The organism is Rhodoferax aquaticus (assembly GCF_006974105.1).
GTDB lineage: Bacteria > Pseudomonadota > Gammaproteobacteria > Burkholderiales > Burkholderiaceae_C > Allorhodoferax > Allorhodoferax aquaticus_A.
Map to the genome: position 1 here is coordinate 4701646 of NZ_CP036282.1, position 22274 is coordinate 4723919.

Here is a 22274-nt window from a genome sequence, read left to right on the forward strand (position 1 = left end):
CACAACCCAGAAAGAGAGTCTGCCCATGGCCGCCTACATCTACGGCAACATTGAAATCCACGACCCCGCGCTGTACGAAACCTACCGCGCCCAGGTGCCCGCCATGATCGCAGCGCACGGCGGGCGCTACTTGGTGCGTGGCGGCGCGGTGGAGGTGCTAGAAGGCGAGGGCAAAGCCCTGCGGCAAGTGATTCTGGAATTCCCCACCATGGCCCAGCTCAAAGCCTTTTACTTCTCCCCCGAATACACCGCCGCCAAAGCCATACGCCAGCGCGCAGCAACGGGTACCTTGGTGGCAATTGAGGGGGTGTTGCCTGCGGTGTGATTTGAGTTACTTGGTTGAACCATGACAAATGCATGACGCAATGACTCACAAAATGCAGAATCCCTACTGCTCGCCCAGACTAAGGACACACATGCGCAGTTTCTTGCTTTCAATGCTTTTTGGCTTGCTCACCGGCACAAGTAATGCCCAACCCTATGGGCACTACGATCCTGTCCAACTGCTCAAAATCACTGAAACACCTTCGGGAAAGCGATACAGTATCAAAGGCGAGTATCTTGATCAAATGCTGAACGATCTGTCAGCGCATGCGAAGAACTACCCACCAAAGTTTGATACTCCAGAGGACCAAAAGCGCGCGATTCAGGACGTGAAGACTTTTTCGGGCATGCTGGATATTGTGACCAGCGGCCCCACTCCGAACCAAGAGCTTCTTGTTCGCGCCGGTCAACTCAACAGCCTCGGACACAATCTCGATATTGAGGGGGCTGCCGCCAAAGCCAATGCCAATTTTCAAAAGCTATTGGCTGCATCACCGGCTGATCCGCGAGGCAACTATTTGTACGGATCCTTCTTAGCGGGAATTGGAAAACCCAAGGAGGCGCTTACGTTCTTGGACAAGGCTTTGGCCCTTGGTGTTGCTGATTCTGCTTACGCTCTAGGAATGACACATCTGGCACTTGGTGACAAGACACAGGCTTTGAAAAACTTTGAGAACTACCAGCTTAGAAATCCCAACGACCCAAGCATCAATCAACTCATTGATGCCATTCGCAATGGAAAGCTTGAGTTGAAAGCAACGCCCAGTTGATGACTAGGGGGCACAGAGGTAGGTCTCGATATACGCCACCTTAGCCCTAACTATTCGCCCGCCTTTTCAGCCAGCGCATCAGTCCCCCCAACAGCGGCAGTTTCTCGTACAACTCTTCGGCCGCGTCCCAGTAGTCGCGGTGCATCGTGATGCGGCCGCTGCTGTCTAGGTGCAGGTGGGAGCCGCCTAGGATGCACTGGTCTTCGCCTTGTTTGAAGTTCTTGAAGCGAAAGCGAAACTCCCAGGTCAAGAAGCATTGCGTGCCGTCGACCACGCGGTCTTTCACTACAAAGTGGGGCTGCTCCAAGCTCTCGTACATGTGGGCAAAGATGCCTTTCACCGCCTCTAGGCCGTGCACGTGGTTGAAGGGGTCTTTGAAGCTGGCGTTGGGGGCGTAGATGTCGCCCAGCGCCTGCACGCTTTGGGGGCTCAAAGTTTCAAAGGCGTGGACGATGGCGGCCACGGCGGTGCGCATATCGCTGGAAGTGTCAATGGTCATGTCAGAGGGCGCGGGTTTAGGGTGTGAGGCATGGCAAGCGGTTCTCAAGGTCACGCTGCCTCAGGCGGGCTGACCCTGCGCATCAGCGCAAAGAACACGGGGTTGGGCAGGCAGCGCAGCACCTTGAGCCACAGCGTGAATCGCTTGGGGAAGTGGATTTCAAACGCGCCGCGTGCCCAGCCTTTCACAATCGCCTGTGCGGCTTGCGCGGGGGTGAGCAGGGCGGGCATGGTGAACTCGTTTTGCGCCGTCAGCGGCGTGTCGACAAAGCCTGGGTTGACCAGTGACACGTCCACGCCTTGCGGGTGCAGATCCAGGTACAGCGTTTCGGCCAAGTTGATGAGTGCGGCTTTGGTCGGGCCATAGGCCAAGCTCTTGGGCAGGCCCCGGTAGCCCGCCACGCTGGCCATGAGGCTGATGTGGCCGCGCTGGGCCACGCCGCCCAGTGAATTGGCCTTGGCCTGCTTTAGCAGCAAAGGCGTCACAGCATCTAGCACCCGCATGGCGCCTAAGTAGTTCACGTCGTTGTGGCGCAGCACGTCGGCCAGGTCGATGGCATTGGCCCGCATCTCGCGGTAGTGGCCCGCGCAGTACACCACCCAGTCCAGCCCGCCTTGCGCGTGCACTTGCGCCGCAGCGGCTTGCACTGAGGCGGTGTCGGTCACATCCAGCGCCAGCGCTTGGCTGCCGGGGTGCTCGCTCACAAAGGCGTCCAGCCCCTGTGCGCTGCGTGCCGAAACGATGACCTTGGCCCCCAGCGCATGCAGCTGCGAGGCGGTGGCCCGGCCTATGCCGGTGGACGCGCCGATAAGCCAGACGGTACGCCCGGCCCATTGGGTGATGCGGGTGTTTAGCGACATAGTGGCCTTTGAGTGGGCTGTGGCCATGGCGCGGCAGCGCTTAGGGGGTGTGCGCTGCTAGCTAGCAAATCGATAGCTGCTTGCGCTGATGGGATAAGGGCTAGCGGCATATTTATCTCTTGTGAAACGACAGTGTGACTTCGCCCAAGTGCACACCCCACTTGCGCATGGCGGCCTTGTTAAGCATGACCTTGTCGCTCATGAGGTACATCCAGTCATCAAACTGCACGTTCCACACGGTGCCATCCACCGGCAGCGCCAAGGTGTAGGACCAGCGAAAGGCGTTGCCGCTTTGCTGGCCTTCGGCGGTGCCCACCACGTCGTCAGCCACCCCGGTGAAGCGGCCATTGGCGTGCCGCGTCAAGCGCCACACGCGGCGCTGGGTCGTGCCGTCGGAGTAGGTGAACAGCTCGTCCAGCGTGCCTTGGTCACCCACCCAGGTGCACTTCATCACCACCGTAAAGCGCTTGACAACTTGGCCTGAGCGGTCGGTGAACACACCATAGGCATCCAGCGTGCCGTTGAAGTACTCGCTGAGTTCAAGCACCGGCGTTTCTTTGGCGTAGTCCGTCACTTGCGGGGTGCTGCAGCCAGTGAGCAAGCCGCCCGCCAGCAGCACCGCCAAGCTGCCCCTGCGCAGCCAGCTGCTGCTACGCCTGGCACGTGGGCTTGGTGCGGTAGCAGCCAAGTGTGAAGCGATAGAAATATCAGTCATGGTGGTTCTCAGGTAGGGGTGGACGAAGCAATGCGGGCATGCGGCAATGCCTCCCGCTTGAGCAATAAGCAGGCAAGGGCCGCAAAGGCAATGCCTTTGAGGACGAGTGGCAAAACGCAATAAGCCAGACTGAGCATGTGCAGCGCATGGGGTTCGCGCGCGCCGGGGGTGTAGCCCAAGAGGCCCAAGAGTGGCAGCGCCAGCCCCGCAGCCAAGGCCAGATTGAGCTTGGTGGCAAAGTTCCACCAGCCCATGTACACGCCCTCGCCACGGCCTTGGTGGCCCGCGTCGCCAATCACACCGGCCAAGAGGGCACCGGGCAGCGCCAGGTCGCTCCCCAGCGCCGTGCCCGAGAGCACGCACACCAGCGCAAACCACGCCACGTCGCCCGCGCCCAGGAGGCCAGCGCCTGCAAAACTCAGCACGGAGAGCACCATGCCCAAACCCCACGACCGCACCAGCCCCCAGCGCCGCACCGCGCGCATCCACAGCGGCAGCGACGCAGCCCCGCTCACAAAATACAGCGCCAAGCAGGCCGACTGCCAAGCGGCATCCGCCTGCAAACGGTCTTGGATAAAGAACAGCACCAAGGTGGCAGGCACCGCGCTGGCAATGCCATTGGGCACATACACCGCCATCAAGCGCACAAAGGCAGGCACACGCCACGCGTGCCACAGGCTCAGCGGTTGATCGGCGGGGCCAGCAGCGGTATCGGCAACTGGCGCTGGGCGCTCAGGTCGCAGTGCATAGCTCCACGCCCAGCACGCCAGCGCCAAACCGACCACAAACACCCACAGCATGGCAGGCAAACCCAGCGCACCGGGAATCACCGCAGCCAGCACCACGCCCACCAGCCCCATGCCTTCACGCCAGGCCACGATGTGGCTGCGCCGCACAGCATCGCCCCCCAGCATGGCACCCCAAGAATGGTGCGCAACGGTCAGTGCGCTGTAGCCCAGGTAGGTGAGCAGCAAGCTGCCCAAGGCCCACCACAGCAGCGCATCGCTCTCGCGCACGGCCGGTGTGAACAGCGCACAAAACCCCACCGCTAACAGCAAGGCTGCCCAGCGGCCCATGGCCTGCACCGCCCCGAGCGAACGGGCGTAGAGATGGTCGCACCAGCGCCCCAAGAGCGGGTCTAGCAGTGCGTCAAAAATGCGGGCGGCCAAAAGCACTGCGCCCAGGGCCGCCAAGGACACGCCCCACTGCGTGGCGTACAGATTGGGCATGAGCACGTACAGCGGCAGGGCACAAAACGCCAGCGGAAAACCCAAGAGCCCGTAACGCACACCGTCTGCCACGCGCAGGGCAGCGCTTGCTGGCGCGACCCCACCCTGCGGTGCAGGCGTGTCTGCGATAGACGGTGTGGCGTGCGCTTGCATGGTGCTTATGCCGTGGTGCTGTGTCTCAAGGACGCGCCGCTGACGCTTTGGCCAACAAGGCCAAGCGCATAGCAGGCTCTGAGGTTTGGGGTGAGAGCCAGATGCCAAAGAACACGCGCGCAAACTCAGGGTCGGCCACCTCGCCCAAAGGCTTGCCGTTCAATGAAAAGCTGGCGCCCACGCCGGGTTGGTGCACGCCGGTAATGCGGTCGCCTGCCTTCACATCGGGGAACACGGCGCGCATTTGCTGCTCCCAGCGCGCTTGCGTTGCTGGGTCAAAGCTGCCTTGGCGGCGCATCTCCACCAGGGAGCGGCTGGCGATGTCGGCACCGTCAAACGCACGCAGGTAGTTCAGCTCCAGCGCAAAGCCATGGCGCGCATAGGCTCCGGCGTCAAAACCGGGGGCCACCCACAGGCGTGCGGTGTAGACGTCAAAGCCCCAGAAGGTCATGGTGGCTTGGCCTGCGGCCTGCGCCAGGGGCAAGGCGACGCGCACTTCCTGCGGCAGGGTATTGGCATAGGCCAGTGGCCCGCCAACACCCGCGAGCGCCATGGCCAACGCAGCAGCGCTCAGGTGCCTTCTGGCATTTTCAAGGCCAAATTGGCCTCTATCGCCCATGGAATAAGCGCAAGCAGCTATCGTTTTCATAGTGTAGGCTTTGCCAGCGTGAACTGCACCAGGTTGATGTCGCCAATGTCAAACGCCGCCTCGCAGTAGGCCAGGTAGAACTGCCAGATGCGGCTAAAGCGCTCGTCAAAGCCCAGTGCCTGCACCTGCGCGTGCTGGGCCATAAACGCATCGCGCCAGCGGCGCAGGGTTTCGGCGTAGTCAGGGCCAAACTCAAACGCATCCACCACCTCCAGCCCGGCGGCTTGCGCCTGCTTGCGAAACTCGCGGGGGCAGGGCAAGCAGCCGCCCGGAAAGATGTACTGCTGAATAAAGTCGGTGGACTTGAGGTAGCGCTCAAACAAGTCGTCGGCAATCACAATGCTTTGCACGCAGGCGCGGCCGCCCGGCTTGAGTAGGCGCGCGACCGTCTGAAAGTACTGGGGCCAGTAGGCTTGGCCCACGGCTTCAATCATTTCGATAGAGCAAATGGCGTCAAAAGGGGCGTCGCTGATGTCCCGGTAGTCTTGCAAACGCAGGTCCGCCGTGGCTTGGGGGCCGGTGGCCACACCCAAGCCTTGCATGCGCGCATTGGCATAGGCCAGCTGCTCGGTGCTCAGCGTCACGCCCACGATGGAGGCGCCAAAGCGGGTGGTGGCTTGCTCGGCCAAGGCCCCCCAGCCGCAGCCGATTTCCAGCACGCGGTCGCCCGCTTTCACCTGCGCCATCTCCAGCGCGCGCACCACTTTGGCGGTTTGCGCCTCGGGCAAGGGGCGGCTCAAGTCGCCCTGGAACCAGGCCGACGAATAGTTCATGGTGTCGTCCAGCCACAGGCGGTAAAACGCATTGCCCAAGTCGTAGTGGGCGTGGATGTTTTTGCGGCTGTTGGCGCGGCTGTTGTGCTTGAGCAGGTGCTTGATGCGGTAGAACAAACGGCCCCACCAGGTGCCGTAGATCATGCTCTCCACCTGCTTGCGGTTGGCGGCAAACACCTTGAGCAGTTCGGTCAGATCAGGCGTGGTCCAGTCACCCGCGATGTAGCTCTCGGCAAAGCCGATGTCGCCCGACTTCAGGGCTGCGGCAAACACGTTCCAGTTGTGCAGGGTGATGCTGGCGGCCGGGTGGTCGGGGCTGTGCAAGGTGGTGTGTTGCGGGTGCTCGCCATAGCGGCGCTGGGTGCCGTCGGGCAGCTGCAAGGTGAGTGCGCCATGGCGCAGGTTTTGCAGCAGGCGCAAGGCGCTGCGCGCGGCGGCCGGGGCGTCGGCAGGCAGGGCGTAGGGGGCGGCAGTGGCGGTGTTCATGGTGCGCTCATTCAATAGACGATGGATCAAAAGCTGTAACTTGCAAAGTTGGGGCCATGCTTAGCGGGAGACCAGGCTGGCCGGGGGCTGTGGCTTGCTGAAAAAGGGCACGCCGCTGCGCCACAAACGCAGGGCCTGCAAGTGGATGTGGACCACCACGCCCAAGGTCATGGCCGGGTAGCGCCACAGCGCGCGGCGAAGGCTGTTGCGCGTGATGGGCTCTAAGGTGCCACTCACACTGGTTTGCAAGAGCACGTCGCTGGCCGCATGGGGGGGTGGGGGAGATTCAGTCGCTTGCATTGAGGGTGCGTCGCAGTAGTCGATGCGGGCCACGGTTTTGTCTTGGCCTTGGTGGGTGGTGCGCATAAAGCGAAAGCGGTAGTAGCCCTGTACCTGGCAAAACGGCGAGACGTGAAACACCTTGCGCGCGCGTTGCTCTACGCCCATGCGCGGTGCGTCCAGCAGGTAGCAGTGGCGCTCGCCAAAGGTGTTGTTCACCTCCACCACAATGGCGCGCAGTGCGCCGCCTTGGTCCTCGGGCGCACGGTGGCAGTACCAAAAGCTCACCGGCTTGAAGGTGTAGCCCAGCACGCGCGGGTAGCAGTGCAGCCAGGCTTCGCCCGTGGCGTCAAAAATGCCTTCGCTGTGCAGCAGCGCGTCCAACCACGCAATGGCACCCCCTTGCGCGGGGGTGCGACCGTCGCCATGGTCGGTTTCATGAAAGCTCAGCAAGCCGCGCTGGTTGATGCGCCAGCCTTCCTTCTGAGTGGATGACGCCGCAGCGCTCAGTGAGCGCAGGGGCAGCATCAAAAAGTAGGTGGGGTAGGCAAACGCATTGGCCACAGGGCGCAGCCGGTGGTGGCGCACCTGGCCAAAGCCGATCAAGGCCTGTGGCGCAGTAGCGGCGGCCACGCTCATGCCGCTAACTCCGCGTCTTGCAGCAAGCGCTGGGCCGCTGCCAAGCCTGCTTTGAGTCCATCTTCATGGAAGCCGTAGCCCATCCACGCGCCGCAGAAGTAGCGGCTGTGCACGCCTTGCAGTGCATGCATGCTTTTCTGGGCTGCCACGGCTGCCAAATCAAACACGGGGTGGGCGTAATCAAAGTCACCCAGCACGGTGGCGGGGTCTATCTCGCGCAGGGGGTTGAGCGACACCACCACCGGCGTTTGCCAAGGCAGGGGCTGCAACTGGTTAAGCAGGTAGTGCAAGCACACCTGGCTGTTTTCTTGGGCGCTGCTGGCGGCGCGCTCGTAGTTCCATGCGGCCCAGGCCACGCGCCGCGTGGGCAGCATGCGGGTGTCGGTGTGCAGCACGGCACGGTTGTTCTGGTAGCGCACCGCCCCCAAGAGCGCACGCTCTTGCGCGGTGGGGGCTTCCAACATGGCCAAAGCTTGGTCGGAGTGCGTGGCGATGATGACTTTGTCGAAGTAGGCCGCGCCCGCATCGGTGCTCACGCACACGCCGGTGGCTTTGCCTTCGCTGGCGGTTTGCTGGCTGATGCGGCGCACTGGCGTGGCCAGGTGCTTGCGGCCAATGCCCGCCACAATTTTGTCCACATAGTGCTTGGCACCGCCCTGCACCGTCCACCACTGGGGGCGGTTGCTGATTTGCAGCAAGCCGTGGTTATGGCAAAACCGCACCATGGTGCTGACCGGGAACTGCAGCATTTGCGCCGTGGGGCAGCTCCAGATGCAGGCCATCATGGGCAAGAAGTACCAGTCGCAAAACGCTTGGCCAAAGCCGTTAGCTTTCAAAAACTCGCCCAAGGGCTGGGCCAGCTCGGCCTCGGTGCCCGCCATAGCAATGCGGGTGGTCATGGCGTTAAAGCGCATCAAGTCGCGCAACATGCCCCAAAACTGGGGGCTCACCAGGTTGCTGCGCTGGGCAAAGAGGCTGCTCAGATTGGAGCCGCTCCACTCCAAAGCCCGCCCGCCACTCTGGGCGGCTTGCACCGAGAACGACATATCCGACTTGGCCGTAGCCACGCCTAGCTGCTCAAGCAAGGCAATCAAGTGGGGGTAGGTGCGCTCGTTGAACACCAAAAACCCGGTGTCTACACCGTGGGTCATGCGTTCGGCTGCGCGCGGGCCGCTGCCGCCTTGGGGCAAGGTGACGTCCACCGTGTGGGTGTGGCCACCAAAGTAAGTGCCGGCTTCGTAAAGAGTAATTTCGGCTTTGCCCGAGAGGGCGTGGGCGGCCGCCAAGCCAGAAATGCCTGAGCCGACGATGGCAACTTTGAGGGTCAAGCGGCACCCCCGCAGGCGGAAATAGTGGATTTGTACTTTTCAGTCATGTTTGAACTGTACAGTATTTTTTTGCACTTTGCATTCATGTTTAGACCAATACGGCTACAATCGCTCCATGGTTACCCGCAACGTCATCAAAGTCTCTTTCAAAGAGCAAATGCTCCAGGCCCGTGAGGAAGCCATCATCCAAACCGTGAATCGGCTACTGGCCGACAAGGGTTTTGACGCGATGACGGTGGACGAAGTGGCGGCCGATGTGGGCATTGCCAAGGCCAGCCTGTACAAGCATTTCCCCAGCAAAGAGGATCTGGCAGCTGCCGCCATGGTGTCCGTCATGCGGCGCGCACAGGCGTTTTTAGACGGCTTGCCCGCCCAAGACAGTCCCCAAGACAAGCTACGCGCCGTGGTGGCGTGGACCATGGGCCTCAAACTCGCAGGTGAAATGCCATCGCTGCCCAGCCAAAACTCTAGCTTGCGCGCCACCCTCATGGCCCACAAAGACTATATGGATGGCCTGATGGATGTGAGCGACCGTCTGGGCGCCTGGATTGAAGCGGCCCAAGCCAACGGTGCCCTCAACGCCAAGCTGCCTGCCATTGCCGTGCTGTACACCCTGTTTGCCCGCGCCTGCGACCCGGTGTTGGAGTTTTTGAAAATAGGCGGCCAGCACAGCGATGAAGAAATCATTGCCTTGGTGCTGAGCACCTGTTTTGATGGCTTGAGCGCTCGCGCCTAAGCGGGTACGCAACTGCGCACGTACGCGTCAAAATCCGACACAGGAATGGGGCGGCTAAACAAGTAACCTTGGTAGTTCATACACCCCTGGGCTTGCAAGAATGCGCGCTGGGTTGGTGTTTCAACCCCCTCCGCAATGACGTTCAGCCCCAAGTTCTCGGCCAAGGCAATGACCATTTTTGCAATGGCCGCGTCGTTGGGGTCATCCAATATGTCACGCACAAAGCTTTGGTCAATCTTGAGCTGCTCCAGCGGAAGGCGCTTCAAGTAAGCGAGTGAAGAGTAGCCCGTGCCAAAGTCATCTAACGAAAAACCCACGCCACGTGCCTTGAGCGCCGCCATTTTTGCTATGGCGTCTTCCACGCTGGTGACCAAGAGGCTTTCGGTCAGCTCAAGCTTTAAGCGGTAGGGCTTGGCCCCCGTGCGGGCCAATACCGCCAAGACCTGCTCCACGAAGTCGCGTTGCTGCAGCTGACGTGCGGTCACGTTCACCGCCACCGATAAGTGCGCCATGTCCGCCTGTTGGGCCCAGTAGGTCAATTGCCAGCACGCTGTTTCTAGCACCCAATGGCCCAACGCAAGGATTTGCCCTGTTTCTTCTGCCAGCCCAATGAACTCCCCGGGTGGCACCAGCCCACGCTCTGGGTGCTGCCAGCGCACCAGGGCCTCCGCGCCAAACACTCGGCCATCCACGTTCACCTGCGGTTGGTAAAACAACACAAATTGCCCTTGGGCAAATGCCTCGCGTAAGCCCTGCTCCATGGCCACACGCGCAGTGACGGCCGCTTGCATTTGGGGGTCAAAGAAGCGCAGTGTGTTGCGCCCTGCGGTTTTGGCCTGGTACATGGCCAGGTCGGCGCGCTTGAGCGGCTCGTCCGTGCTTTCTGCCTGCTCACCAAACAAGGTCACGCCAACGCTCGGTGTGCTGCGGTGCACCAGCTCACCCAGCACATACTCGTGGTTGAGTGCAGCCAACACCTTGACGCCCACCATTTCTGCAGCGTTGGCGGCTTCTAAGCGGTCTTCGCTCAAGTCTTCGAGCATGACCACAAATTCGTCGCCGCCTAAGCGCGCCACCGTATCGGCTTCGCGCACGGTGGCGCGCAACCGCAAGGCCACCTGTTGGAGCAGTGCGTCCCCTTTGTCGTGGCCCTGTGTGTCGTTGAGTGACTTGAAGTTGTCAAGGTCGATGAATAGCAAGGCACCTTTACGGCCATTGCGAAGTCCCACCAGCTGCGCCTGTGCAAGGCGGTCCATCAGAAGGCGGCGGTTGGGCAGCTGCGTGAGTGCATCGTAAAACGCCAATTTTGCTATTTGCGCTTCGCTGGCTTTGCGCTGCGTGATGTCTGTCATGGTGGCCACGTAGTGCGTGAGGCTTCCTTCATCGCCTTTGACTGCCGTGATGATGAGCCAGACCGGGTACTCACGCCCACTGATGTGCTGGTCCCAGACCTCACCTTGCCACGTGCCATGGGTACGGACTTGCTGCGCCATTTCTGCATAGAAATAGGCGTTGTGCCGCCCAGAACCCAATAGGGTGGCAGGCTGCTGGCCCAAGGCTTGTTGGAGGCTGTACCCTGTAATGGCCTCAAACGCGCGATTCACCCGCAAGATGCGCCATTGGGCGTCGGCCACAAACATGCCCTCTTGCGACTCAAACGCAATCGCCGCGATGCGCAGCTCTTCTTCACGCCGCTGCAAATGCACAACCCCTTCAAACAGTGCGCCGAATACCAGCACCCCCAGGGGAAACATCACGCTCACAGGCAGCCACAGTTGGGCCAAGAGCGTCCAGCGCAAGGGGGTTGGCAGCACCAGCAGCAATGCAATGCCCAAGCCCGCCAATGCGCCCCCCAGGCCCAAAAGCCAGCCCAGCGTCCCAAGCCGTGCAACGACTGCAGTCTTGCCGAGCTTGAACGCGTATCCCACTACGGTAGCGCCCGCCATAGCCAGCATGCCAGCCTCCATACCGAAGCCGCCCAAGTAAGCTCGGTAGGCCAAAGCGATGGCGGCTGCTATGGCGGCACTGGGCAGTGGCAGGTAGGCCCCCGCTAAGCCCAACACAACGGTTTTGGCATCGACCAACACACCCTTTTGCAAGGGCAATGGGCTCGACATTGCCAACCATGTGCCAAGGCCAAAGCAAACCCCCAGCAGCGCAAGTTTGTAGGGGCGCATGCGCCGCTGAGGCGCCAGTGTCGCGGTCGATGCATGGGTCAAGGCGTGAAATATGACCACCAAAAACGCAATCAGCCCGGCGTTGGAGCCCAGCTCGTGCAGAAAATTAGCCAGATCAGGGGTGCTATCCACAGTGCTGTTGTCTCCGTCAGTTGCCGGGGTACCGAAATTCGCGCTGCGTGTCTTTGCGAATGCGCTCCAAGGTGCCATCGGTACGCATTTTCTTCAGGGTGCTCGTCAATGGTGCCACCAGTTCAGCGTGTTTAGGCTGCAAGTAGAGAAACAAAGGCGTGGGCTTGCCAATGTCTAGCACCTTGATGGGAGGGGGACGGTTGGGCAAACTTTCTTGGGCATCCGAGATGACCGAGACATCCGCGCCACAGTAAACCGATAGACGCCCCAAATACATCATCTCTAAGGCGTTGACATTGCCGGTCACATCGACCAAGCGCCCAAGAGGGACCAAAGGCCGCAGCAATTGTTCACACATCAGTACGCCTCGCGCATAGCTGACCGTCAACCCCGAGGTGGCCAAGTCTTCCAACCGGTCGATTTGAACTTTAGGGTTGGTCGCCCACAAGGCCAGCCCTACATCCATCACGGGCTCCCCCACCCGCAACAACTTGGGGTGGCTTTCACCAAAGGCGAGGGCCCGGGCGGTGTCACCGTCTATGCGGCCTTTGTCTAGCTCTAGCGTCAACCGTGCCATAGGAAACATTTGAATGTCCATGGCAATGCCCAACCGTGCAAACCACTCTTTGTACACCCGCCGTATGTAGCTGCCCCCGTACGTGCCCTCGGCACTAGGGGTACCCAGCAACAAAGGTTGCGGTGCTTGAGCCCAACCTACGCCAACCGAACAGCTAGCCCACCACAGCACCACCGCAAAGTGCAGCGCACCTCGCAAGGCGGCACGGTGGGGCAATGGGGTTGGATGCTTCAAAAGAATGGCCCTTGAATGACAGAAAGACCATCTTAGTGGCAAGCCTTGCGAAGACCAAGCACCTCTTTGGCCTGAGTTTGTCGTGATTTTGAAACAGGCATCGTTCGTAGCCCGCTGGGCATGCAAAGACTTGATCTCTTACCAAGGCTTGGATGAAAATCCCTGCGGGTCCTCATCCCGTGGTGCCCACATGCCAGAAAGGCCACCCATGGGCGCATTGCGACTCACACTGCCACTCAAGCTGATCATTGCCTTTGGTGTCGTGTGCGCGATCACGCTCTTTCAGGCACTGGCGGTTTGGCGCAACGTGAGCGTAATCGACAGCAACCTGCAACGCATCACAGACAAGCTGATTCCGCAAAATGAACGTGTCGGCGCACTCACCGTCATCATCTTGCGGGCATCTCTAGAAACCCGCCACGCCATGTTGATGCTGAACGCCAACAAGCGCAAAGCCACCATTGGGGAGATTCGGCAACTGCAAGCCCAGGCCCAACAATTGGTCCAAGAAGTGGGGCTTAACATCACATCCGAGGAGGGGCGCGCGCGGTATAGCGCCATACAAGTGACCCAGAACGCCTTTTGGGCTGCAGCGCAGCAGGTGCTACCCCTGGTCGAACAAGGCCATATTGATGAAGCGGTGAACCTGCTGGAAACCTCCATCATTCCTGCACGCAACCGGTTCTTAGACGCCGTCAATGCCCAAAAAGAGTGGCAAATCAAATTGTTAGATGACGAAACCACCGCGTCGCTAGAACGCAGCCACTCCACAGAGGTTCAGGTCGCGGTCATGTCTGCCGTTACCGCAGCGCTGGGGCTGGTTCTTGTGGTGCTCTTCATGCGGCAAGACCAGCTGATCGTCACCTCCACCCGGGACGAACTGACCGGGCTACTCAATCGCCGCGAGTTCACCCGTTTAGCGCAAGCCGAGCTTGCGCGCGTTGCCCGGGTACCTGGCCCCACCAGCTTGGTGATGGTGGATGCGGATTACTTCAAGCGCATCAACGACCGCCACGGCCACCCCGTAGGTGATGAGGTGCTTCAGCAACTGGCAAAAAAACTATTGGCGGGCGTGCGCACCTTAGATGTGGTGGCGCGCATGGGCGGCGAAGAGTTTGTGCTTTTGCTGCCCCACACCGATGCGCAAGGCGCTCTGGCGCTGGCCGAAAAGTTGCGCACCAGCCTTGCTCAAACGCCCTTGCAGTTACGCAATGGTGAGGACCTTTGGATCAGCGCCAGCTTTGGCGTCAGCAGCCTGCCGCAGGGGCAAGCCGGCACTCTGGAAGCCATGTATGCATCGGCGGACAAAGCCCTGTACGCGGCCAAAGCGAATGGGCGCAACCGGGTCGAGTTTCACCATGGGCAAGGCCTTTAGCAACTAGCTACCCGCTGGCCATTGACGCACAGGCTTGCCAGCAGCAACCCTAAGGTTTGCACAGCGGGCGGTCTGTTCGCCAGTGGACATAGCGAGACTACTCCTCAGGACTGCGCCGCAAAGCCATTCCACAGCGCAATCCACTGAGTCAAGGCCTGGGGTTGCTCAGCCAACGCGGCCGGAATCAAGTCAATGAAAGGCTTCATCTCAGCATCTGCTGCAAACACTTCTTGCGCCATGAACAGCGATTTCGCTAACGCCACCTTGGCATGCTTGTGGTTCAGCAATCCGCGCTGACGCCCAATGACCGCCAACGCTCCCCACGCAAGTACCGCCAGTTTGACGGGGCGAGAGGTGAACTGCATCGTGTTTTGTTGGGGATGCATTCGAAAGTAACCTAGGTGCTCTGCGATATAGCAAATAGGGTCTTGCACTGACGCGCACAACACACTTCCGATGTCTTCAAGCCCGGAAAAGGGAATGCCATCAAAACTTGGAAAGGCAAGCAAGGTTGCAGCTTCCCGGTGCATCACCATGTTGGAAACTTCACCCAGCCAATTGGTACAACTGGGCACCACCAGCGGAAACAAGGTTGCGGCATCTATGCGCAAATACCGAGACCCCACGCTGGCAATTTCTGGGGGGACCTCCAGTGCGCACTGAAGACAGACGCCGTCTATGTCGGCATAGTAGCGGCGGCTGACCGTAGCGCTGAACCTTCCAGACTCGTGAGCCTTGCGATGCTGCTCATAGAACTGTGGAAACAAATAGTCGTCATCGCACAAAACATGCACCAGCTCCGTCTGCACATCCCAGGCCTGGAGGCAGTGCCTCCAATTGGCTGCCGCACCTTTTCGTGGTCCTTGTACGACTTTCACGTTTAAGTCGGCCAAAGCCGTTTTCAAGGGGTCAAGCAGCAAAGCCCTGGCAAACGTCAAGTCTTCTGTGTCATCAGAAAAAATCACTTGGTGGGGTCGCTCGGTCTGCTGCATGAGGCTTGCCAGCAAGTACTTCAAGAACTGAGGCTTGTACGCCGGTACGACTGTCGTTATTTTCAATGTATCTCCCTGAACTAGAGTTGTCATAGGCACTCAAGTTCAGGGGATTGTTCATCCACAAGGTAGCGAGCCAGAACACGATAAACAGCCTGAACAGGCTCTTTATCGGCCAACAGCTATGCTTCTTTACGTGAGTTCAGCGTGCACTCACGCATCAACAACACAAAAGCTGGGTGCCGAGGCCCAACCGTAGTCGTGATAAGCCCGGCATTTCTCCAAAGCATGGATGGGCGTTCACGCCGTTTACTTAAACGCCTTCACCAAGGCTTCAAACTGGGTCTTGATGGACTTGTCGTGCGGGATGATGGCGGGCACGGCGCGGTCTACGTTCAGCAACTCGTACACCGCCATTTGCGCAGCGCGCACCGAGTACTCCACGGTAAACACCACGTCGTCGGCAATCTCTACGAACTGGCTCACAAAGGCCAGGTTCTTGGAGTTCTTGGGCACGGGCAGGGGGCGGTCGCTGTGGGCGCGGGGCATGAACATGCTGGTGATGTAGGGCATACGGCAAGGGATGCAGTTGGCCTTGGCGACCGCGTCCAGGTCAAAGCGCAAGTGGCCGCACAGCTCGCGCAAGATCTCTTCGCCCGTGCATTCGCTCATGGGCTTGGCCACAAAGTTGCCAATGCGGTCTGGGAACAAGGCGTAGCCCCAGAACACCTGCACATCCGCGCCTTGGTTAGCAAAGTGGGGCTGGTGCGCCAGCACAATGGACATGAACCAGTTGGAGTCTTTGAAGGTGACCAAGCCACCGGTGCCTGGCTCGTTGCCGCTGAAGGCCTTCATCTTGTCAAAGAAGACGGTGTCTTTGAGCGTGATGGTGAATGACTCCCACATGGACTCGGCAATGCTGCTGTTAAACGCTGCGGGGTTGCCAAACTCGGGGCGGCCTTGCGCCAGCTTTTCCCACAGGGTCCAACCACCGCTGTCTTGCTTGGTGAGTGCGGGCGGCGCACTGTGCATAGAGCCTAGGCTAGACGCATCGGTCATCGAGCCGTTTTGGAAGAACACCAGGTCGCCCGCGTTCACCACAATACGCTCTTGCGCACCCGCGCGCTGGCACTGGATGGCGGTGACGACAAACTTGCCGTCTTGCTCGGTGTGCTCTAGGTCGGTGACCTTGCAGCCGGCCACAAAGTTCACACCTTGCGCTTGCAGCCACGCTTGCAGCGGGCGCACAAAGGAGTCGTACTGGTTGTAGACCGTGCGTTTGACGCCACCCAGGGTCTCGATGCGCGAGAACTCCAGCATGAAGCGGTGCAAGTAGCGCTTGAACTCCACCGCGCTGTGCCAAGGCTGAAAGGCAAACGTGGTGGCCCACATGTACCAAAACTCGGTTTCAAAAAAGGCGGGCGAAAGCCAGTCGGTAATGGTGGAGGTTCCCAAGGCTTCTTCGCTGGCGTTGCTCAGTGCCAGCAACTCGGCGCGGTCATGCATGGTGAAGCCCATAGACTCCACGGGCATCTTGGCGCGCAGGCGGTTCACCAAACGGGCCATGGAGTGGGCCTTGTACTTTTCGTTAAAGGCCACGGTTTCGTCAAACACGGTTTGGCCGTCGTGCTCAAGGGACGGGATGGTTTTGAACAAGTCCCAGGTGCACTCGTAGTTGTCTGTGGTGAGCATGCGTCCGCCGCGCAGCGAGTAGCCGCGCTCGGCGTCGCCCGCGCCATCTAAGCTGCCGCCCATCAGGGGCAAGGCTTCCAAGATGGTGATGTTGGCGCCAAGGACTTGGGCGTCGCGGATCATGAAGGCAGCTGCCGCGAGCGAGCCTATGCCGCCGCCCAGCATGTAGGCTTTGAAGTTGGCGCGTTGGGTGGTGTGGTCAATGATGTGCATGGCAAGGGATTTCTGAAGTAAGCAACAAAGTGCAAATCTCAAGACACAGCGGGTGCTGTGGTGAGTGCATGCACGCAGCTTCTCAGCCTTGGGCCAATGCGCAAATGATCCGGATCAATTGGCGACCCAGCGATAGCAATAGCTTGATATGGATCAAGCCCGCAGGCGTTTGCGAATGCGGCTTAAGCCCTCGGGCGTGACGCCCAGGTAGTGCGCCACGTCACGCACCTGAATGCGCTCGGCCAATGCCGGGTAGGTGTCTAGGAAGGACTGGTAGCGCTCGTCAGGCCGCATGGTGAGCAACTCGCGCTCGCGCTGCTCTTTGCGCACGATGTGCCACTCCAGCAGCTGGCGAATCGCGCGCTGCCAGGCGGGGTGCTGCGCCATCAGCTGTTGCATGGTGGCGTAGTCCACCTGCTCGATCTGGCTGTCCTCTAGCGCAATGGCTGCGTAGTCGGTCTTGCGCCCGGCAATCAACACATTGGGGCAGGCAAAAAAGTCCCCCTCGCCAATAAAGGACTTGATCCACTCCTCACCCTTGTCGTTGGTGTAGCTCAGCTTGACCATGCCTTGGCGCACCACGTACACAAAAGGCTGCCACTCCCCCGCCGCAAAAATGTCCGCCCCCTTGGCGAACACCCCCAACTGGTAACGCGGCGCTAGGGCCTCCCAGTCAGGCAAGCTAGAGGCGGCGGCTTTTTCTAAAAGGATGCGGGTTTGCTGCATGGAACGATGGATAGATGGCAGCGGGTATTGTGCTTGGGCTGGAGGCAAGTGGTTTTGCGGTGCACCACACGCTGCCCACAAGCCCCAAATGAAGGCTTGGATGGTTGGGAGATGCATAAGCCTAGGGCTTACAAATCTAGGTGAGGCAATGCGCAGACAGCCAAGCTACGATTTCCCCAAACTAATACCCACTCAACGCTGTGCGGTGGGTTCATTGAGTAGCGCTTGGTCTGCGGCACACGCCACCAGATGGTCGAGCAGCACGCGCACGCGGGCGGGCATTTGGCGGCTTTGGGGCCAGAGAGCATAGATGGGGCGCGTGGCGGCTTGCCATGCGGGTAGCACCTCTACCAACTGCCCGCTCTGCAGCGCATCGGCCACTTGCGTGGCCGGGCAGTAGAGCACGCCAATGCCGCTGGACGCCATGTGCACGGCGAGCTGCATTTCATTCACGCGAAAGTGCCCCTGGGGCACCAAGGTCTGCACTGCGGCGCTCGTGCGCTCCACAAAACGCCACTGGGTGGCCGGCTCAGCCACGATCAGACGGTGCTGTTGCAAGTCGTCGGGCACGCTCAGCGCGGGGCAGCTGCGCAGGTAGCCGGGCGACGCCGTCAACACATTGCGCACCGCGCCTAGCCTGCGCTGGCCAAAACTGGAGTCGGCTTGCTGGCCGGCGCGTATGGCCAGGTCGGCCCCAGTGCCCAGCATGTCTTGGTTATGGTTGCTAAGCTGCAACTCTAGCCGTATGGCAGGGTAGCGCAGCATGAAGCTGCTCCAAAAAGTACGAAAAGGGCCGTTGGCCAGATTGATAGGCGCCAGCACCCGCACCGTGCCGCTGAGTTGGTTGAGGTTGGCGTCTAGCGATTGCGTGGTTTGCTGCAGCGCCAGCAAGAGCGGGCGGCATTGCTCGTAGTACTTTTGCCCCTCTTGCGTGGGCAGCATGCGCCGCGCACTGCGGTGTAGCAACTGGCAGCCCAGCGCATGCTCCAGCTTTTGCAAGCGGCGCGTCACCGTGGCGGCGGGAACCTCCAGCGCGGCAGCCGCAGAGCGCAGGCTGCCAGTTTCCACAATGCGCACAAACAGCGTTAAGTCGTCAAGCATGATGCCAAAAATGCAATTTGATATTGATTAATTGAGTGTAGTTTCATTTATCGCATTCATCTAAGCTAACAAGCTTGTTTTACGAGGAGTGCAAGATGAGTGAAGCCATGCGGTTCAGGCTGGTGTTTGCGGTGTTGATGTCTTTGCTGATGTCGGTGTTGATGACGGGTTGGGTCACTTGGATCAATGTGGGTCTGGGTGCGCGGTTTTGGCAGGCCTGGGGGCATGCCTTTGTGCTGGCTTGGCCTGCCGCATGTGCGGTGGTGTTGGTAGCAGCACCATCAGTGCAGCAGCTTTCCAAACGGGTTCTGGCGGCATGGAGCGGCCATGGTGAGTAACGCGACCGCCGGCGCGCTGCGCCTACCCTACCAAACCCTGTCTGCCGCCAGTTTCAAAGGTATGCGCGACACCAAACAGGCACTGGCCCAAAGCCCGCTTGGCGTGGCGCTGGTGGAATTGATATACCTGCGGGTGTCGCAGCTCAATGGCTGCGCGTTTTGCCTAGAGATGCATGCCAAGGCTTTGCGCGCTCGCGGCGAAGCGCAAGAGAGGGTGGACGCACTCGCGGGCTGGCACGCCAGCACCCGCTTCAATGCACGCGAACGCGCCGCCTTGCAGTGGGCCGACACCCTCACCCACATAGCCCAAACCCACGCCCCTGACGCCGAGTTCGACGCGCTGCGCGCTCATTTTTCTGACGCAGAGATTTCAGACCTAACGCTCGCCATTGCCAGCATGAACGCCCTGAACAGGGTGGCCATCGCAATGCGGCAGTAGACACGCTGGACTTGGCTGGCATAGGCGTTTGAAAACGCGCAATTGCTAGTATTTGCATAGCAGCTTGCGCAATATATATGGGCGCTGCAGGCCGGTTTGGCTAGAAAAACCGCGCTAAGCAGCCACCACTGGCTCCGGTAGCCCATCAAACCACGCTTGGAGCGCAGCGCCGTGCAGAGGGCGGCTGCCTAGGTAGCCTTGCATCACATCGCAGCCCAGGGCGATGAGGGTGGCTTTTTCGGCTTCAGTTTCTACGCCCTCGGCGGTGACCATGAGGCCCATGCCGTGGCCGAGTTCAATCATGGTTTTGACCAGGCGTTGGCTGCCGCTTTGGTGGTCTAGCCCGTCTACAAAACTGCGGTCAATTTTGAGCTCGCTCACAGGCAGCTTTTGCAAGTAGGCCATGGACGAGTAGCCGGTGCCAAAGTCGTCAATCGACAGTTCCAGCCCCATGCCGCGCAGGCAGTGCAGCACGTCAACGCTGGTTTGCGGGTCTTCCATGAGGCCGCTTTCCACAATCTCTAACCGCAAGCAGCTGGGGTCCACCTGGTGCTGTGCCAACAGGTTTTGCAGACGCTCGCAAAACTGCGGGTCGAGCAGGTCACGGGTGCTGATGTTGACGGAAATACTCAAGGCCGGCTGGGTGCGCGCCCACTGGGCCAGGGTGCGCAGGGCTTCTTGCAGCATCCACTGGGTGACCATGCTGATGTAACCCGTTTGCTCGGCAAAGGGGATGAATTCGGCGGGCGACACAAAGCCGCGCTGTGGGTGCTGCCAGCGCACCAAGGCTTCGGCCCCCACTGCTTGGCCACCGGGCAGCGCAAACTTGGGCTGCAGCCACATTTGCAACTGCGAGCCTGCGACGGCCGTGCGCAAGTCAGACACCAGGCTTAAGTGGCCTAAGCGCGCTGCTTCTTGGGCCTCGCTGTACCAGGCAAACCCTGTGGCCCCGCGTTTGGCGGCGTGCAAGGCCACCTCGGCGTTGCGCAGCAAGGTGTCTAGTGGGAGCGCCTCACCGTCGGTGCCAGAGTCGGCCAAGCCATAAACCACGTTCAAGTCCACACTGTGACCGCTGCAGAGCACGGGCTGGCGCATGGCGAGTTCCATGGCTTCGTGCAGCGCTTGGGCTTGGGCGCGGCCCGCCACATTGAAGGCGGCGGCAAAGGTGCCGCCAGACAAACGCGCGGCAATCGGCACGCCGGTGATCAGGCCAGAGGCTGCAGCCTGCTGCATCACTGTGCCAGCGCGCAGCGCTAGCTCTTTGATCAGCGTGTCGCCGGTGGCGTAGCCCAAGGTCGCGTTGATGGCTTTGAGCCGCGCCAGATCGACCATGGCCACGCAGCGGTAGGGCGTGGGGGCCTGTGCGGCCTCTCGGCTCAAGGCGGTGCGGTTGGGCAGTCCGGTGAGTGTGTCTTTGTAGGCGAGCTCGGCGATTTGCTGCTCGCGCTGGGCCACGGCTTCCGTCATGGTGTTGAGGGCTTCGCCCACGCGGTCTACCTCTTCCACCCGGGAGCTGGCGACTCGGCTGGCGTAGTCGCCTTGGGCGATGCGTTGGGCTGCGTCCTCCAAGGCCTCAAGCGGGCCCACCACACTGCGGGTGGTACGCACGCCCAGCCACAAGGCCAATACGACGGCCATCACGGAGATGCCCCCTACCCACATGGCCATTTGGGCGAATTGGTGCTGTGAGTCTTCAAGTTCGGCTTCGATGTTTTCGCGCTCATAGCGCAGCAGCGCTTGCGACTCGGTGAGCATGGCTTTGAGCGAGGGGTTGACCTTGTCGTTGAGCTCGCGCGCTGCGGCCTTGAGGTCATCCGCCTCGATTTGGTCCACCACGTCGATAAAGGCGTCTCCGTAGATGGCACGGCAAGCCACCAAGCGCTTGAGTGTTTCTTGTTGCTCAGGTGCCAATACTTCGGTGGAGAGGGTGCTGATGATGCCGTCAATCGCGCGGTTGCGCTGGTCCACATCGGCGTATTCCTCCACGCGGTGCTCTCGGGGGGCATTCATCAAGCGGACTAGGGCGCTGCCCACGCCCTCCGTTTGCAAGGAGAGCGCCTGCACCCGCAGCAGCCTTTGCATGTCGCCCGTGGCAAAGCGCTCGTTGATCTGGGTAATGCGGTTGATTTGCAAACTGGCTTGGCCCAGCGCCAAGAGCATGAGCACGATGAGGGCACCAAAGCCCACCCCCAAACGCCAACCTATGCGCCGGGGACGCCAAAAAGGCACGACTGGGAGGTTCGCGGGCTCAGCAGCTTGGGGTTGCATGGCTGCAGGATAGCGATTGCGTGGTGTTTAAGCTAGCGTTTTGTGGCCACCACATAGGGCTTGAGCCAGCGGTCGGTGCTCCACTTGCCGCAACCAAACACGGCAAGCCCCAGCAGCAAAACACCCCAGGTGATGTGCTGCTGCAAAGCCGCTGGAGCAATGTCCATCAGCGACAAAACCGCCACGATATTCACGCAACTCAAGCCCAGTGCAGCAAAGCGCCCGCCCAAACCCAGCACCAAGAGCACGGGGAGTGCCACTTCACCAAACGTCCCGAGCACTGCGGCCAGCTCGGGTGGCAAAAGGGGGACTTGGTATTCATCGGTGAACAAGGCCACCGTCGTGCCCCAGTCCCGCAGTTTGGTGAGCCCTGAGCTAAAGAAAACCTGTGCCACGTAGATGCGGGCCAGCAAACTCAAAAGCGGTTGTAGGCTATCTAAGAGATAGTCGGCACCTTCCCACAACACGCCCAGTGAGCGCAGCGCTTGTTTAGCAGGGCTTCGTTTAAAGGACAAGTTGGAGGGTGGATTAGGCTCGGCGTTCATACGTGTGTGCCTTGTAATGGATTGG

22 protein-coding genes are annotated in these 22274 nt (G+C 60.4%); 6 read left to right on the forward strand and 16 right to left on the reverse strand.

The genetic code is table 11. The features are described 5' to 3' along the window. Window positions 1–25 precede the first annotated feature (25 nt). A complete protein-coding gene (locus EXZ61_RS21645; protein WP_142813985.1) occupies window positions 26–325 on the forward strand; it encodes a DUF1330 domain-containing protein in 300 nt (99 codons plus the stop codon). 91 nt (window positions 326–416) lie between these two features. Beyond that, a complete protein-coding gene (locus EXZ61_RS21650) occupies window positions 417–1094 on the forward strand; it encodes a tetratricopeptide repeat protein (RefSeq protein WP_142813986.1) in 678 nt (225 codons plus the stop codon). 46 nt (window positions 1095–1140) lie between these two features. On the opposite strand, the gene EXZ61_RS21655 is transcribed toward EXZ61_RS21650, so the two are convergent. From EXZ61_RS21655 to EXZ61_RS21690, 8 genes are all read right to left on the reverse strand, one after another. After that, window positions 1141–1593 (reverse strand): nuclear transport factor 2 family protein, encoded by a 453-nt coding sequence (locus EXZ61_RS21655; protein WP_142813987.1) that lies wholly within the window; start codon window positions 1591–1593, stop codon window positions 1141–1143. Between the two features lie 50 nt (window positions 1594–1643). Further along, on the reverse strand, window positions 1644–2453 hold the full coding sequence (locus EXZ61_RS21660; protein ID WP_142814365.1) for an SDR family NAD(P)-dependent oxidoreductase: 810 nt from the start codon (window positions 2451–2453) through the stop codon (window positions 1644–1646). A 112-nt stretch (window positions 2454–2565) separates the two neighbouring features. Beyond that, on the reverse strand, window positions 2566–3168 hold the full coding sequence (locus EXZ61_RS21665) for a DUF3833 domain-containing protein (RefSeq protein WP_142813988.1): 603 nt from the start codon (window positions 3166–3168) through the stop codon (window positions 2566–2568). An 8-nt stretch (window positions 3169–3176) separates the two neighbouring features. Next, window positions 3177–4550: an MFS transporter gene (locus EXZ61_RS21670; protein WP_142813989.1), complete on the reverse strand. Its 1374-nt coding sequence runs from the start codon at window positions 4548–4550 to the stop codon at window positions 3177–3179. Window positions 4551–4575: 25 nt separating this feature from the next. Continuing rightward, complete coding sequence (locus tag EXZ61_RS21675) at window positions 4576–5199, reverse strand: chalcone isomerase family protein (RefSeq protein ID WP_237219034.1); 624 nt, start codon at window positions 5197–5199, stop codon at window positions 4576–4578. Further along, window positions 5196–6458: an SAM-dependent methyltransferase gene (locus EXZ61_RS21680; protein ID WP_142813990.1), complete on the reverse strand. Its 1263-nt coding sequence runs from the start codon at window positions 6456–6458 to the stop codon at window positions 5196–5198. Before EXZ61_RS21680 ends, EXZ61_RS21675 begins: the two co-directional genes overlap by 4 nt. Before the next feature lie 60 nt (window positions 6459–6518). Next, window positions 6519–7376, reverse strand: coding sequence for a DUF1365 domain-containing protein (locus tag EXZ61_RS21685; RefSeq protein WP_142813991.1), 858 nt, complete (start codon window positions 7374–7376; stop codon window positions 6519–6521). After that, the gene (locus tag EXZ61_RS21690; protein ID WP_142813992.1) at window positions 7373–8704 is read right to left on the reverse strand and encodes an NAD(P)/FAD-dependent oxidoreductase; all 1332 of its coding nucleotides are present in this window, start codon (window positions 8702–8704) and stop codon (window positions 7373–7375) included. Before EXZ61_RS21690 ends, EXZ61_RS21685 begins: the two co-directional genes overlap by 4 nt. Before the next feature lie 115 nt (window positions 8705–8819). On the opposite strand from EXZ61_RS21690, the gene EXZ61_RS21695 reads away from it, so the two are divergent. Then, complete coding sequence (locus EXZ61_RS21695; protein WP_237219035.1) at window positions 8820–9440, forward strand: TetR/AcrR family transcriptional regulator; 621 nt, start codon at window positions 8820–8822, stop codon at window positions 9438–9440. On the opposite strand, the gene EXZ61_RS21700 is transcribed toward EXZ61_RS21695, so the two are convergent. Next, window positions 9437–11827 carry an EAL domain-containing protein gene (locus EXZ61_RS21700; RefSeq protein ID WP_142813993.1) on the reverse strand — a complete coding sequence of 797 codons (2391 nt, stop codon included), beginning with the start codon at window positions 11825–11827 and terminating at the stop codon, window positions 9437–9439. The two genes, EXZ61_RS21695 and EXZ61_RS21700, sit on opposite strands and share 4 nt — an antisense overlap. Further along, a complete protein-coding gene (locus tag EXZ61_RS21705) occupies window positions 11766–12560 on the reverse strand; it encodes a substrate-binding periplasmic protein (protein WP_142813994.1) in 795 nt (264 codons plus the stop codon). The genes EXZ61_RS21700 and EXZ61_RS21705 overlap by 62 nt, the downstream gene beginning before the upstream one ends. 190 nt (window positions 12561–12750) lie before the next feature. Here EXZ61_RS21705 and EXZ61_RS21710 point away from each other — a divergent pair, with 190 nt between their 5' ends. Next, window positions 12751–13935: a diguanylate cyclase gene (locus EXZ61_RS21710; RefSeq protein ID WP_142813995.1), complete on the forward strand. Its 1185-nt coding sequence runs from the start codon at window positions 12751–12753 to the stop codon at window positions 13933–13935. 104 nt (window positions 13936–14039) lie between these two features. Here EXZ61_RS21710 and EXZ61_RS21715 read toward each other — a convergent pair whose 3' ends face one another. From EXZ61_RS21715 to EXZ61_RS21730, 4 genes are all read right to left on the reverse strand, one after another. Next, entirely contained in the window at window positions 14040–15020 is a 981-nt protein-coding gene (locus EXZ61_RS21715; protein ID WP_142813996.1) for a glycosyltransferase family 2 protein, read from the reverse strand. A 216-nt stretch (window positions 15021–15236) separates the two neighbouring features. Then, complete coding sequence (locus tag EXZ61_RS21720; RefSeq protein WP_142813997.1) at window positions 15237–16832, reverse strand: oleate hydratase; 1596 nt, start codon at window positions 16830–16832, stop codon at window positions 15237–15239. Between the two features lie 153 nt (window positions 16833–16985). Next, window positions 16986–17675 carry a Crp/Fnr family transcriptional regulator gene (locus tag EXZ61_RS21725; RefSeq protein WP_142813998.1) on the reverse strand — a complete coding sequence of 230 codons (690 nt, stop codon included), beginning with the start codon at window positions 17673–17675 and terminating at the stop codon, window positions 16986–16988. A 75-nt stretch (window positions 17676–17750) separates the two neighbouring features. Continuing rightward, window positions 17751–18659: a LysR family transcriptional regulator gene (locus tag EXZ61_RS21730; RefSeq protein WP_142813999.1), complete on the reverse strand. Its 909-nt coding sequence runs from the start codon at window positions 18657–18659 to the stop codon at window positions 17751–17753. A 95-nt stretch (window positions 18660–18754) separates the two neighbouring features. On the opposite strand from EXZ61_RS21730, the gene EXZ61_RS21735 reads away from it, so the two are divergent. Both EXZ61_RS21735 and EXZ61_RS21740 read left to right on the forward strand, forming a co-directional pair. Next, window positions 18755–18997, forward strand: coding sequence for a DUF2798 domain-containing protein (locus EXZ61_RS21735; RefSeq protein WP_142814000.1), 243 nt, complete (start codon window positions 18755–18757; stop codon window positions 18995–18997). Beyond that, complete coding sequence (locus EXZ61_RS21740) at window positions 18987–19436, forward strand: carboxymuconolactone decarboxylase family protein (protein WP_142814001.1); 450 nt, start codon at window positions 18987–18989, stop codon at window positions 19434–19436. Before EXZ61_RS21735 ends, EXZ61_RS21740 begins: the two co-directional genes overlap by 11 nt. 114 nt (window positions 19437–19550) lie before the next feature. Here the strand turns inward: EXZ61_RS21740 and EXZ61_RS21745 are convergent, their stop codons facing one another. Both EXZ61_RS21745 and EXZ61_RS21750 read right to left on the reverse strand, forming a co-directional pair. After that, window positions 19551–21704, reverse strand: coding sequence for a putative bifunctional diguanylate cyclase/phosphodiesterase (locus EXZ61_RS21745; RefSeq protein ID WP_142814002.1), 2154 nt, complete (start codon window positions 21702–21704; stop codon window positions 19551–19553). A gap of 32 nt (window positions 21705–21736) precedes the next feature. Beyond that, window positions 21737–22249 (reverse strand): DoxX family protein, encoded by a 513-nt coding sequence (locus tag EXZ61_RS21750; protein ID WP_142814003.1) that lies wholly within the window; start codon window positions 22247–22249, stop codon window positions 21737–21739. Between the last annotated feature and the right edge of the window lie 25 nt (window positions 22250–22274).